General features: G+C 59.9%; 15 protein-coding genes and 1 tRNA gene. 11 read left to right on the top strand and 5 right to left on the bottom strand.

Features of this window, described 5'->3' with window-relative positions:
• Positions 1-108 precede the first annotated feature (108 nt).
• The 5 genes from DEF76_RS05965 (at position 109) to DEF76_RS05945 (ending at position 3,729) form a co-directional block, all read left to right on the top strand.
• Positions 109-447: an NIPSNAP family protein gene (locus DEF76_RS05965; protein WP_114911540.1), complete on the top strand. Its 339-nt coding sequence runs from the start codon at positions 109-111 to the stop codon at positions 445-447.
• A 103-nt stretch (positions 448-550) separates the two neighbouring features.
• Positions 551-1,588, top strand: coding sequence for a recombinase RecA (recA, locus tag DEF76_RS05960; protein ID WP_114911539.1), 1,038 nt, complete (start codon positions 551-553; stop codon positions 1,586-1,588).
• Positions 1,589-1,736: 148 nt separating this feature from the next.
• Positions 1,737-2,297 carry a NifU family protein gene (locus DEF76_RS05955; protein ID WP_114911538.1) on the top strand — a complete coding sequence of 187 codons (561 nt, stop codon included), beginning with the start codon at positions 1,737-1,739 and terminating at the stop codon, positions 2,295-2,297.
• A gap of 143 nt (positions 2,298-2,440) precedes the next feature.
• A complete protein-coding gene (locus tag DEF76_RS05950; RefSeq protein ID WP_114911537.1) occupies positions 2,441-3,025 on the top strand; it encodes a malonic semialdehyde reductase in 585 nt (194 codons plus the stop codon).
• Positions 3,026-3,036: 11 nt separating this feature from the next.
• Positions 3,037-3,729, top strand: coding sequence for an SDR family NAD(P)-dependent oxidoreductase (locus DEF76_RS05945; protein WP_114911536.1), 693 nt, complete (start codon positions 3,037-3,039; stop codon positions 3,727-3,729).
• 120 nt (positions 3,730-3,849) lie between these two features.
• Here DEF76_RS05945 and DEF76_RS05940 read toward each other — a convergent pair whose 3' ends face one another.
• Together DEF76_RS05940 and DEF76_RS05935 are read right to left on the bottom strand one after the other, a co-directional pair.
• On the bottom strand, positions 3,850-4,149 hold the full coding sequence (locus DEF76_RS05940; protein WP_162800501.1) for a hypothetical protein: 300 nt from the start codon (positions 4,147-4,149) through the stop codon (positions 3,850-3,852).
• A gap of 61 nt (positions 4,150-4,210) precedes the next feature.
• A complete protein-coding gene (locus DEF76_RS05935; RefSeq protein WP_162800500.1) occupies positions 4,211-4,702 on the bottom strand; it encodes a hypothetical protein in 492 nt (163 codons plus the stop codon).
• A gap of 291 nt (positions 4,703-4,993) precedes the next feature.
• Here DEF76_RS05935 and DEF76_RS05930 point away from each other — a divergent pair, with 291 nt between their 5' ends.
• The 4 genes from DEF76_RS05930 to DEF76_RS05915 all read left to right on the top strand — a co-directional run bounded on the left by DEF76_RS05930 (position 4,994) and on the right by DEF76_RS05915 (position 7,425).
• Positions 4,994-5,464 (top strand): Tat pathway signal protein, encoded by a 471-nt coding sequence (locus tag DEF76_RS05930; RefSeq protein WP_240319122.1) that lies wholly within the window; start codon positions 4,994-4,996, stop codon positions 5,462-5,464.
• A gap of 48 nt (positions 5,465-5,512) precedes the next feature.
• Positions 5,513-6,313 carry a sterol desaturase family protein gene (locus DEF76_RS05925; protein WP_114911533.1) on the top strand — a complete coding sequence of 267 codons (801 nt, stop codon included), beginning with the start codon at positions 5,513-5,515 and terminating at the stop codon, positions 6,311-6,313.
• Positions 6,314-6,561: 248 nt separating this feature from the next.
• On the top strand, positions 6,562-6,957 hold the full coding sequence (locus DEF76_RS05920) for a hypothetical protein (RefSeq protein ID WP_205216118.1): 396 nt from the start codon (positions 6,562-6,564) through the stop codon (positions 6,955-6,957).
• Positions 6,958-7,425, top strand: coding sequence for a GIY-YIG nuclease family protein (locus tag DEF76_RS05915; protein WP_114911531.1), 468 nt, complete (start codon positions 6,958-6,960; stop codon positions 7,423-7,425).
• Between the two features lie 78 nt (positions 7,426-7,503).
• Here DEF76_RS05915 and DEF76_RS05910 read toward each other — a convergent pair whose 3' ends face one another.
• Positions 7,504-8,469 (bottom strand): IS1595 family transposase, encoded by a 966-nt coding sequence (locus DEF76_RS05910; protein WP_114911530.1) that lies wholly within the window; start codon positions 8,467-8,469, stop codon positions 7,504-7,506.
• Between the two features lie 112 nt (positions 8,470-8,581).
• Here DEF76_RS05910 and DEF76_RS05905 point away from each other — a divergent pair, with 112 nt between their 5' ends.
• Positions 8,582-8,803: a DUF6471 domain-containing protein gene (locus DEF76_RS05905; protein WP_114913703.1), complete on the top strand. Its 222-nt coding sequence runs from the start codon at positions 8,582-8,584 to the stop codon at positions 8,801-8,803.
• 130 nt (positions 8,804-8,933) lie between these two features.
• Here DEF76_RS05905 and DEF76_RS05900 read toward each other — a convergent pair.
• Positions 8,934-9,030 (bottom strand) — tRNA-Phe (locus DEF76_RS05900).
• A 286-nt stretch (positions 9,031-9,316) separates the two neighbouring features.
• Here DEF76_RS05900 and DEF76_RS19230 point away from each other — a divergent pair.
• Positions 9,317-9,997 (top strand): hypothetical protein, encoded by a 681-nt coding sequence (locus DEF76_RS19230; protein ID WP_162800499.1) that lies wholly within the window; start codon positions 9,317-9,319, stop codon positions 9,995-9,997.
• 103 nt (positions 9,998-10,100) lie between these two features.
• Here the strand turns inward: DEF76_RS19230 and polA are convergent, their stop codons facing one another.
• Positions 10,101-12,848: a DNA polymerase I gene (gene polA / locus DEF76_RS05890; RefSeq protein WP_114911528.1), complete on the bottom strand. Its 2,748-nt coding sequence runs from the start codon at positions 12,846-12,848 to the stop codon at positions 10,101-10,103.

Here is a 12,848-nt window from a genome sequence, read left to right as displayed (position 1 = left end):
TTCCTCGCGCGGCTCGCCGGCGGCGGGCCCCTGCCCTCCGCGGCGGGGCTGCGCTATCATCCTCATCCCGCACCCGAGGCGGGTATACCATTTACGGAGGAATTCGCCATGCTCGTCGATCACCGCACCTACACTGTCCGCCCCGGCACGCTCGCCAAGCAGATCGCGCTCTATGAACAATTCGGCCGCGCGGCCCAGCAACGCCATCTCGGCAAGCCGCTCGCCTGGCTGGTGACCGAGAGCGGCGAGTTGAACACCTACGTCCATATCTGGGTCTATGCCGATGCCGCCGATCGCGCGAAGAAGCGCGCGGCAATGCAGGCCGATCCGGAATGGATCGCCTTCCTCGCGAAATCGACGGAGATGGGCTATCTCATCAAGCAGGAGACCAAATTGATGACCCCCGCCGCCTTCGCGCCGCTCGCCTTGCCTGCCGTGCCGGGCTGAGGCGCGGGCCGCGCCGCGCTCTTGCGGGTGGGCGTGGATCTGGTTAAAAATCGCGCCTGATGAAGGATTTAAGTGACATTTCTCAACGCGGAGCGGCGGCACAATGGACAAAACTAAGGCGCTGGATGCGGCGCTGACACAAATCGAGCGGGCTTTTGGCAAGGGCGCGGTGATGCGGCTCGGGTCGAAAGCGGGCGACGAGCAGATCGAGGTCATTCCCTCCGGCTCGCTCGGGCTCGATCTCGCGCTCGGCATCGGCGGCTTGCCGCGCGGGCGCATCGTCGAGATTTACGGCCCGGAAAGCTCTGGCAAGACCACGCTCGCGCTCCATGTCATCGCCGAGGCGCAGAAGCGTGGCGGCACCTGCGCCTTCATCGATGCCGAGCATGCGCTCGACCCGACCTATGCCCGCAAGCTCGGAGTCGATGTCGATAATCTCCTGATCAGCCAGCCCGATAGCGGCGAACAGGCGCTCGAGATCGCCGATACCCTGGTGCGTTCGGGCGTCGTCGATATCATCGCCATCGACAGCGTCGCCGCTTTGGTGCCGCGCGCCGAACTCGAGGGCGAGATGGGCGATTCGCATGTTGGCCTCCATGCCCGCCTGATGAGCCAGGCGCTACGCAAGCTCACCGGCAGCGTCTCGCGCGGCAAGACGATGCTGATCTTCCTCAATCAGATCCGCCTCAAGATCGGCGTCATGTTCGGCAATCCGGAGACCACCACCGGCGGCAACGCGCTGAAATTCTACGCCTCGATCCGCATGGAGATCCGCCGCATCGGCCAGATCAAGGACCGCGAGACGGTGGTTGGCAACCAGACGCGGGTGAAGGTGGTCAAGAACAAGCTCGCGCCGCCGTTCCGCCAGGTCGAGTTCGATATCATGTATGGCGAAGGCATCAGCAAGGTCGGCGAACTCATCGATCTCGGCGTCAAGGCCAATGTCGTCGAGAAATCCGGCGCCTGGTTCAGCTATGACAGCCAGCGCATCGGCCAGGGGCGCGAGAACGCCAAGCAGTTTCTGCGCGACCATCCGAACCTCGCGACCGCGATCGAGCAGAAGGTGCGCGAGCAATCGGGCGTGGTCGCCAACGCCATGCTCGCGACCGCCGGCGAGGAGGAGGCCGAGCTGCCCGACTGATCCCTCCCGCTTTCGCGTCCCCCTGCTTTCTCGTTTGGGGTCTTGCCTTTTGCGCGACGCTGACCGATCTACTGCCTAGCCAACCGGACCCGCTCGGTCCGGTTTGTCGGGCGGACGTATCAGCAGATAGCATGTAGGCGGTCAGCAAATGTTCATCGAAACCGAAAGCACGCCGAATCCGGCGACCTTGAAATTTCTTCCCGGCCGGGTGGTGATGGCCCAGGGCACCGCGGATTTCGCTGCCGCCGAAGCCGCGCAACGCAGCCCGCTGGCGGCGGCGTTGTTCGATCTCCCCGGCGTTGCCCGGGTCTTTCTCGGCCATGATTTCATTACCGTGACCAAAAGCGAGGCGCTGGACTGGCAGGCGCTCAAGCCGCAGATTCTCGGCGTCATCGTCGAGCATTTCGCCTCCGGGCGGCCGGTGGTGGCCGGCGAGGAGGGGGATGTCGCAGCTGAGGACGTCGCCCCCGAGGACGCCGAAATCGTCTCCCAGATCAAGGAATTGCTTGACACCCGCGTGCGTCCGGCGGTCGCCGGCGACGGCGGCGATATCGTCTTTCGTGGCTATCGCGATGGGATCGTGCGCCTTCATATGCAGGGCGCTTGCAGCGGCTGCCCCTCCTCACGCGCGACCCTCAAGCACGGCGTCGAAAACATGCTCCGCCATTATATCCCCGAGGTCGTCGCGGTCGAGCAGGTCGAGGTTTAAGCAAGCGAAGGATTTTTTCCCCGTTGGGCAGGGCCTGCGGCCCTGCCCGCGCCGCGGAAGTTGCCACTCCGAGAAACCAGGGCAAAAGTCTTTTTGCTTCTTTTTCTTCCAGAAAAAGAAGATCTCTTGTGGGAGTCTAAAGCATGAGTCTTGATCCGGCCGCACTGGCGACATTGTTCACCGAGGCGCGCACCCATTTCAAATGGACCGATCAGCCGGTTTCCGATGACACGCTCCGCGCGCTTCATGGCCTTTTGCGTATGGGCCCGACCTCGGCCAATTGCTCGCCGGCCCGGTTTATTTTTATACGCGGCACGAGCGCGAAAGAGCGCCTGAAGCCGGCGCTGTCGCCGGGCAATGTCGAAAAGACGATGACCGCGCCGGTGACCGTGATCGTCGCCCATGATCCGCAATTTTACGAGCATCTGCCGCGGCTGTTCCCGCATGCCGATGCCCGCGCGTGGTTTGCGAACAACCCGGCGCTCGCCGAGGAGACGGCCTTTCGCAACGGCACGCTGCAAGGGGCCTATTTGATCATGGCGGCGCGGGCGCTGGGGCTCGATTGCGGGCCGATGTCGGGGTTCGACCGCGAAAAGGTCGATCAGGCGTTCCTCGCCGGGCGCGGCTGGCGGAGCAATTTCCTGGTCAATCTCGGCCACGGCGACCCAAGCGTGCTTTTCCCGCGCAGCCCGCGTTTTGAGTTCGACGAAGCCTGCGAGATCCTGTGAGCGGGGCGGGCATGCGGTTTCAGTCCGCGCTGATCGTCGGGGCCGGCGCCGGGCTGAGCGCCTCGCTCGCCCGCCAGCTCGCGGCACAGGGGACGCGGGTTGCGCTGGCGGCGCGCAATGCGGAAAAGCTCGCGCCGCTGGCGGCCGAGATCGGCGGGATGGCACTCGCGTGCGATGCGGCGCGGCCGGAAGCGGTTGCCGCGCTGTTCGCCGAGACCGACCGGCTGGGCTTCGCGCCCGATTGCGTGATCTACAATCCGAGCCGGCGCCTGCGCGGCGCCATCACCGACCTCGACCCGGCGGCGGTGGCTGAGGTGCTGGCGATTTCGGCTTATGGCGGGTTTCTCGTCGGCCAGCAGGCGGCACGCCGGATGCTGGCGCGCGGGGGCGGCGCGATCGGGTTCACCGGCGCCTCTGCGAGCGTCAAGGGCTATGCGCTCTCGGCCCCGTTCGCGATGGGCAAATTCGCTTTGCGTGGCTTGGCGCAAAGCATGGCGCGTGAACTCCACCCGCAAGGCGTCCACGTCGTCCATCTCGTCATCGATGGCGGGATCAGAAGTGAGCACCGGCCAACCCCGGCGGATGCGCCCGACTCGCTGCTCGATCCCGATGCCATCGCGGCAACCTATCTCGCCGCGTTGCAGCAGCCGCGAAGCGCCTGGAGCTTTGAGGTCGAACTCCGCCCCTGGGTAGAGCGGTTTTAAGCCTCGCGCGCTCTAGAGCGTGATCGGTTTAAGTCGATCACGCTCTACACCTATTTTGGCGAGCAAGTTGGCCGGTTTTGATTGAACAGGATGGTTCAATCAAAACCTACCTTGCTCTCGTCAGTGATGCCCGGCGAAGCCGCCGTGGAAGCCGCCATGACCGCCGAAGCCGTGGCCAAAACCGTGCGCCCAATGACCACCGCCGGCGAAGCCGTGGCCGGCGAATCCATGGCCCCAGCCGCCGCGATCCCAACCGCCGCGATCCCAACCACCCCAGCCACCGCCCCAACCACCCCAGCCACCCCAGCCACCACCCCAACCACCCCAACCGTCATCCCAGCCGCCAACGACCGGCACGCCATAGCCGTAGCCGCCGCCACACGCGGCAAGCGTGAGACAGCAAAGCGCCGCGATGGCCAACGTGGTGGTTCTGATCGACCTGTGGCGTCTTGGGGGTGGCGTTGGGGCCGCGCGCCCGGAACTACTCGCGATCATAGACGTCGACGTAGCTTATCGGCTTGCCTCCGCCCACGCTTTTTGCGCCTTCGCAGGTCATTTTCCGCCGGTCCGGCGCAACCGTGCAGGTCATGCTGTCGGTCTCTCCCTGCGGCCCCTTGAAGGTGGCTTGCAGGCGGTCCGGCCCGAGCATCCGAAAGGATGCCGTGGTGTCTTCGCTGATCGGATAGAATTCGCCATTGCCGGGCGTGTCATGGGATTCGAGCGAGGGCCGCCCTTGCGCGTCCTTCACCGTCACCGTCCATCGCACATGAACGGCATCGACACGCTCGAAATCGAGCGCCATGTCGGTCGGCGCCGGCTCGCCCGGCGGGAGTTTCGAGAGCGCCGGATCCCAGCGCCAATGGCCGACGAAAGGGCTATTCCCATCGGCGCGCGCAACACTCGTCGCGAGACACAGCATCGCACACATCGCAAAGCCGAAGCGCCAATCACGCCAATCATGCCGATCAGTCACGCTTGATCCCTCCTCTTGCGGTCTATCGCGTTCTCTTCGACTCTCCGGGGATGGCACGGATCGCGTGCCGCCTTCGAAGGTGATGGGTTTCGGCCGCCGGCGCAAGAGCCGGGCCGCCGCTTCGGTTCGGGTAAATCCTAAAAATTTCATCAATTTGTCATGGCGCGCCACCGCATTGCGGGGTATCCGGCGCGGCGCGAGGCCGGCTGCCCTCTAGGCGTTGTCGGCCGCTTTCGTTATGGTCGCGCCAGCCGCAAGGGCGGCCACGACTGACGAGCAAGGGAGGGGAAGGTGCTGCGGCGTTTTTTTAATCCGATTTTCCTATACGGGGTCGCCCTGTTCGGCCTGATGGTGCTGGGCGGTGCCGCCGCCGCGCGCGCGGACGCGCCGCTGCCGCTCGAACTCAACAAGCTCGAACCCCTCACCCAAGGGGAAGCCGGCTGCCGGGTCTATTTCGTGGTCACCAACCCCGATGCCGAAACCGTCGGGCAATTGCGCCTCGATCTCATCCTGTTCGGCACCGATGGCGTGATCCTGCGGCGGATCGCGCTCGATCTCGGCCCGCTGGCCGCAAAGAAAACCGGGGTGCGGCTGTTCGATTTGCAGGGACTTGCCTGTGATTCGATCGGGCGGGTGCTGATCAACGACGTTCTCGCCTGCCACGCCGGGGACAAGCCGGGTGGCAACGCCGATCAGGAACGGGCGGCTTGTCTCGATCGCCTGACGCTGAGTTCGCGGACCAAGGTGCCGCTCGCGAAGTAACGACGGCCTCCCGCTTGTCCTGGCGTGGGCGCGATCCACATCTCGTCCATGAATGCCGCGCTCGAGCCGATGCTGCGCCTTGGCGTGTTCGCCACCATGTTCGCGGTGATGGCGGTATGGGAGATCTTGGCGCCGCAGCGACGCCCGGTCATCGGGCGGGCGCGGCGCTGGCCGCGCAATCTCGCCCTCGTCGTCCTCGATACCGCGATTTTGCGCGCGTTGTTCCCGACCGCGGCCGTCGGCGTCGCCATGCTGGCGGCATCACGGGGGTGGGGGATTTTTGCCGTATTGCCCGCACCACGCTGGTTGGCCTTTGGCGCGAGCCTCTTGCTGCTCGATCTTGCGATCTATGCGCAGCACGTGGTTTTTCATCTCGTCCCGCCGCTCTGGCGCTTGCATCGGGTGCATCACGCCGACCCGGATTTCGATGTCACCACCGGGGTGCGATTTCACCCCGGCGAAATCGTGCTGTCGCTGCTGATCAAATTCGCCGTCATCATCCTGCTTGGCGCGCCGGCCGGGGCGGTCTTCGCGTTCGAGATCATCCTCAACGCGACATCGTTGTTCAACCACGCCAATGTCCGCCTGCCGACGCGTCTTGATCGCTGGCTGCGGCTGATCCTCGTCACGCCCGACATGCATCGCGTGCATCATTCGGTGATCCGGCGCGAAACCGACAGTAATTTCGGCTTCAATCTCCCCTGGTGGGATCGCCTCTTCGGCACCTATCGCGCCGCCCCCGCGGCCGGGCAGGAGGGAATGCGGATCGGCCTCGATGAATTCGCCAACCCCGCCGAACTCGCGCTCTGGCGCACGCTTTTGCAGCCGTTTCGTCCCATGAAGGGGTAGAGACTGTTCTTTTTTGAAAAAAAGAACCAAAAAACTTTTATCCGTTGGGCAGTGCCACCGGCACTGCCCGCTCCAAGGCGGTTGTCATTCCGAGAAAACGGGAAAAAAGTCTTTTTGCCGGTCTTATGTAGCAAACGCCACCACGTTTCCGGTCATCCATGCCTTACCCCAAGCTATAATGAGGCATGGATAATGAGCACGTAATATCTGGCCTAATCCGCAAGCATGCCGAGATCGAGGGCGAGATCATGGCCCTCAACAAGAAACTCCGAGCCTTATCTGAGCAAAAGGTTGCCATAGCCCTATCCCTCAAGACCTTTGATCCAAATTACAAGCACAGGCTTTTGCCGCCAATTCGGCCCAAGAGCAAATCCCGGATATTCCCTCACGGCACCTTTGCCAGAGGAATTTTAGAGGTCATGCGGGATGCCTCATGCCCCTTGACGGTTCGTGAGATCACGAATCGGTTATTGGCAAAATATGGCATTGAGTTATCTGACACGGCGGACGTTAATTTCGTCTTAGAGAAGGTCCGCAAAGACCTCCATAGGAGGAAGGGTCGGCTGTTTGCAAATGAGAGTGATGGCGCGGCAACGGTTTGGTTTCTTTCCTCAGATTGCAACAAACCAAATGGGGGAGATTAAATGGAAAAAATTGGTAAAATAGATATCAGGGGTTTATCTGGAGAAACTTATCGGTTTGATGTTTACGATCAACAAAGCGTGCTAAAAGCAATATCTGTTGTATATCTTATAAGCAAAAGAACTGAGAATCAAGACAAGAGTGGATTTTATCATAATTATATTTATTTTGGTCAAACAGAAAATCTCTATAATAGAATGATAAATCATCACAAAGCGGAATGCTTTGTCAAGCACGGAGCAAACTGCATTTCCATTCTTGCAGTTGATGATGAAAAGCGGCGCTTAGAAATAGAGGGTGATTTAATTAAGCAGTATTCCCCCCCCCGTGCAATGATTAGTATTTTCTACTCCGTAGTCATTTGGCGGCATTTTGCCCATGAAAAGCCAGAAATAAATTTGATTGGCGTCCCATATCAAGTCGTAAAGCCTCGTGTTTTCTGGCTCTCTAATATCTCTGGCGGCCTCTAGAGCTTTTATTCTGAGTATTTTATTTGTTCCCATGCTTAGATTATAGCAAATTTTTTTTGCATGTCAATATAATTACGTTTATTTCCTATTCCTCTGCCAATAGCCGGAGAAATCCACTGATGGCTTGGAGTGCATGGCGAGGTCTATGATGGCCTTGACTTGGGAGCCATTGTCAACCCTTCTATGATCCTCGCGCCATGCGCTCTCTTGAGCATAACGCAAAAGGTATGGCCCGGAAATATGATGATGATGGCCCATCTCACCCCTTCTCAACCGTGAAAAGAAGCCCTCAGCGCCATTGGTATGCACCATCTCAGGCATGGAATAGGCTTTGGTGTGGTCGATCCGGGATACGTCAAACCGCCCATGCAGATCATTCCAGGACGGCGCCTCATCGGCCATAAGATGACTGCCCTTCATAACTCGCGATGAGATGAAGGGGAGAGATTGCTTCTCGGCGGCAAAGATGGCTGGCAGGGTTTTGCCTTTGCGCTCCCTCGCCACAACCACAACTTGCCTCTTGTCATTCTGATTAGAGGCTTTCCTGCGATCTTGGCGGTTCTCCTTGTGATTCGTGGGCTTCACATACCCGCCAAAGTAAGCGCCATCGACCTCAACCACCTTATCAATCCCGCCAACCCTCATGCCCTTGAGATCATTCGCCATTGCCTCGCGCAGCTTATGAGCTAGGACGAAGGCTGTCTTATATTGCACATCCAGATCACGGGAGAGCGCCAAGGCCGACTTACCCTTAACCTCATTGGCGAAGATGGCGATGGCAGCCAGATACGTGCGCAAAGGCAGCTTATGGGATGCAAAGATAGTCCCGCTGGTAATAGAGAAATCCTTGCGGCAGGCCGCGCACCGGAAGCGGTTTCTCACACAGTCATAGACCTTCTCGCCCTCGCAGCCAGGGCAGACCGGCTTGCCATCGGGCCAACGGATTGCCCGGAATGTCTGCTCAACCAGCCCATCATCCATGCGCATGACAGCCCCAAGAGAGAGCGACCGCGCCTTTGCCGATAGGAGGAAATGCTGAGACATTGGAACCACCACATATGATGATGAACATCACTGAATATGATGGTTTGCGCGCCCCTTGTCAATGAGGAAAACATCATATATGATGATTTTTCTCTCGGATATGGAGCGAGGCATGACGGATGAGGAATGGCAAGACCGGGTAAAGGGACTGCTCAAGGGGGAGTTGAAAAAGCGCAACCTGAGCTACCGGGATTTGTCGGAGAAATTGGCCGCTATAGGAGTGCATGACTCCGAACGGAACATTTCCAATAAGCTTTCGCGAGGAAGCTTTACGGCAGTTTTTTTGATTCAATGCCTCGATGCCATAGAGTGCAAAACACTTCATCTTGGATGAATGCTTGCCATGATATTTTCTTTAGGAATCAATCGTTTCATATTAGACGGAATACAAAAACACTTGTCAGATTCGGCCATTTATGCTAAAAACCATCATCGCGGTTAAATCGCCTCTGATGCCATAGGAATGGCGGAGGGGGCGGGATTCGAACCCGCGATACGGGGGTTGCAGCCCCGTATTCCAGATTTTCAGTCTGGTGCTATCAGCCGCTCAGCCACCCCTCCGTTATGCTCTGCAAAACCGAGCAAAGCGGAGGGGGTTTTATAGTATGCAGAGACGAATGTCAATATTGAGTCGCACAAGACTCCATAATAAGTCTTAGCTTGCAGAAAACCAAAAATCTATTCACAAATTCGTGATTATACTCGGTAGAGTTTTTACCCATAATTCCTGAATTCTGCCTCCTTAATATCCGCGACGGTAGAAATATTTTTCATAAAAATATACCCACAATCTAATAAGTAGGCCAATAGCGATACCAATTAACCCACCAATCGAATAGAGAATAAGATGACCATAGTCGAGAGTTTGTGGTCGCCCAGCACTTGGCAACCCATTACTACACTCACATTTTTCTTGTCTATCTGCACGCTGATCTTGGGTCTGTTCACGGCCTTTTTGTGGTGGGAAACGCGCAAAGCCGTAGTCGATTCTAGAGATTCCATTAATATTTCCCGATCCAATTCTGAAATTATGAAAAAAAGCTTGTGGCATTATCAAACCATGGCCGAAGCCGCGCGGGAGCAAACAAGAAAAATGAATCTCCCTGATAGACCTTATCTGTATTTTGATAAAAATGCCACTCTCAACAGTCCTCTTAATAACGTAAATTTGTTTATAGCAAATATTGGCAGGACGTCTGCTATTATAAAAGATATTTTGATTTATTGTAAAGACATTCTCCCGCCCGAGATGAATGTTGATATGTTTGATGATAGCAAAACTTGCAAGCGAATTAAAGAGCGTTTTATTATGTGGCCTGAACAGAAATACATTATAATTAGCGTTCCAGATTTCGGAAATCATGATCACATTGTAGGAAGGGTAGAATTTAGAGACGTTTTTTGGAATGTGCGATGGCAAACCTTTAGATATGACAAAATCGCTTTCGACAAATGGGAAATGCGCGGAGGCCTGCCATGGAATAGCGTCACAAATCCCAATGAAGGCTATGAAGAAGACTATCCATGAAATTCGTCTCATAACACCACCTCGCCTTTGGTGGTGTTTGCTACATAAGACCGCTTTTTGCTTCTTTTTCTTCAGAAAAAGAAGATTTTTCTTGTCTCGTTCTTCAGTGCGCCGCTTCCGCCCAATTCGCGCCGACGCCGGTCGCGACCACCAGCGGCACGCTCAGCTGCGCTGCCTCGCGCATCACTTTCCCAACGAGGGCGGCGGTGGCCTCGGCTTGCGCCTCTGGCGCTTCGAGTAGCAATTCGTCATGCACTTGGAGGAGAAGCCGCGCGCCGAGGCCGGACACGGCGAGAGCGGGCGCGAGCCGCACCATCGCGCGCTTGATGATGTCAGCCGCCCCCCCTTGCAGCGGCGCGTTGATCGCCTGGCGCTCGGCATAGGCGCGGCGGGCGGCGTTGCGGTCGGCAATACCCGGGATGTAGCAGCGCCGGCCGAACGGCGTTTCCACATAGCCCTGCTCGCGAGCAAGGCGCTTCATCCGCTCCATGTAAGCGCGAATTCCGGGATAGCGGGCGAAGTAGGTGTCGATATAAAGCCGCGCCTCGCCGGGGGTGGTGCCGAGCTGGCGGGCGAGCCCGAAGGCGCTGATGCCGTAAATGATGCCGAAATTGATCGCCTTGGCGCGCCGCCGCGTTTGCGCGTCCATCCCCGCCATCGGCACCCCGAACACTTCGGAGGCGGTGCGGGCGTGGATATCCTCGCCGCGCGCGAAGCTCTCCTTGAGCGAGGGGATGTCCGCGACATGGGCAAGGAGGCGGAGTTCGATCTGCGAATAATCGGCGCTGACAAAAACATGTCCTGGCGCGGCGATGAAAGCGCGGCGGATGCGCCCGCCCTCTTCGCTGCGCACCGGGATGTTCTGCAGATTGGGGTCGGTCGAGGAAAGCCGCCCGGTGCTGGCCACCGCCATGGCAAAGCTGGTATGGACGCGCCCGGTTTCGGGGTTGATCTGGTTGACCAGGGCATCGGCGTAGGTCGATTTCAGCTTCGCCAACTGCCGCCAGGCGAGAATGCGGGCGGGGATTTCGTGGCCCTCCTCGGCGAGGCTTTGCAACACCTGGGCATCGGTGCCCCAGGCGCCGGTTTTCATGCGCTTGCCGCCGGGCAGCCGAAGTTCGTCAAACAACACCTCGCCGAGCTGCTTCGGGCTTGCGAGATTGAAGGGGCGGCCGGCGAGGGCATGGATCTCGCGCTCCATTTCCGCCATGCGCGCCGCGAATTCGACGGAAATGCGTGAGAGTTCGGCGGCGTCGACCAAAACGCCCGCCTTCTCCATCGCCAGCAGCACAGGGATCAGCCGCCGCTCGATCTGCTCATAGAGCGCCAGCGCCTTGTTGGTGCGCAAGTCGGGGCGCAAACGATGCCACAGCCGGAGCGTGACATCGGCGTCCTCGGCGGCATAAGCGGTCGCGCGTTCGACCGGCACGGCGGCGAAGGTAAGGCGCGCGCGGCCGGTGCCGGTGACCTCGTCATAGGAGATCGGGCGATGGCCGAGATGGAGCAGCGCCAGCTCATCCATCCCATGGCCATGCGCGCCGGCGGCCTGGGCGTAGGAGATCAGCATGGTGTCGTCGATCGGGGCGATGTCCACCGCGATCCCGGCGCGGCCAAGGACGGCGAGGTCGAATTTGGCGTTATGCAGGATTTTCAAGACCGATCCGTCGGCCAGAAGCGGCGCCAGCGCGGCCAGAGCCGCCTCCGGGGTGAGCGCGGTTCTCCCCTCCTCGTGGCGGAGCGGCAGATAGCAGGCGCGGCCCGGGGCGGTCGCGAGCGAGACGCCGATGAGCCGCGCCCGCAGCGCATCCAACCCATCGGTCTCGGTGTCGAGGGCGAGATAGCCCCGCGCCGCGGCCTCGGCGATCCAACGCGCCAGGGTTTCGCCATCGGTCACGGTCTCATAGGGGCCGAAGCCGGCCTGGCCCGGCGGATCCGCCGGGCTTTGCGCACTGGCGGCGGGCGCGGCCGGGCTGGGCGCATCGAGGCCGAGGCGCTGGCGGAGACTGCGGAAATCCTGCGCAGCAAGCCATGCCGACAGATGCGCGCGATCCGGCTCGGCGAGAGCGAGGGCGGCGAGCGGCCGGGGAAGCGGCGCGTCTTCCCGCAGCGTCACCAATTGCCGCGACAAGCGTGCCATTTCGACGTTCTCGATCAGGGCATCACGGCGCTTCGAGGGCTTCATCGCCGGTGCCGCGGCGAGTACGGCCTCGAGATCGCCGAATTCGCCGAGCAATTGCGCCGCGGTTTTCGGCCCGATGCCGGGAACGCCGGGAACATTGTCGACGGCATCGCCCATCAGCGCCTGAAGATCGATCAATTTTTCCGGCGGGACCCCGAATTTTTCGCGCACTTCGGCCGGGCCGATCGGTTTTTGCTTGATCGGATCGAGCAGGCTGACGCCAGGGCGAATGAGCTGCATCAGATCCTTGTCGGACGAGACGATCACCGTCTCGCCACCCTCCGCCTCGGCGGCGCGGGCATAGGCCGCGATCAGATCATCGGCCTCCCAATCAACCGCGTCGATCGCGGGGACGCCGAAAGCTTCGGTCGCCTCGCGCACCAGCGCGAATTGCGGCACCAGCTCGGGCGGCGGCGGCGGCCGCTGGGCTTTGTACGCGGGATAGAGGCGGCTGCGAAACGTATGCCGCCCGGCATCGAAAATCACCGCGAGATGGGTGCCGGTATGCTCACGTAAAAACCGCGCGAGCATGTTGGCGAAGCCGAACACGGCGTTCACCGGCGTGCCGTCCGGCCGCGTCATCGGCGGCAGCGCGTGAAAAGCGCGAAATATGAACCCCGAGCCGTCGATCAGCACCAAGCGCGGCGGTGCGGCCGCGGCGGTCTCGGTCAT

The organism is Acidibrevibacterium fodinaquatile (assembly GCF_003352165.1).
GTDB classification, from domain to species: domain Bacteria; phylum Pseudomonadota; class Alphaproteobacteria; order Acetobacterales; family Acetobacteraceae; genus Acidibrevibacterium; species Acidibrevibacterium fodinaquatile.
The sequence above is the reverse complement of the archived record's forward strand: the minus strand, read 5'-3'. Positions and strand labels throughout refer to the sequence as shown.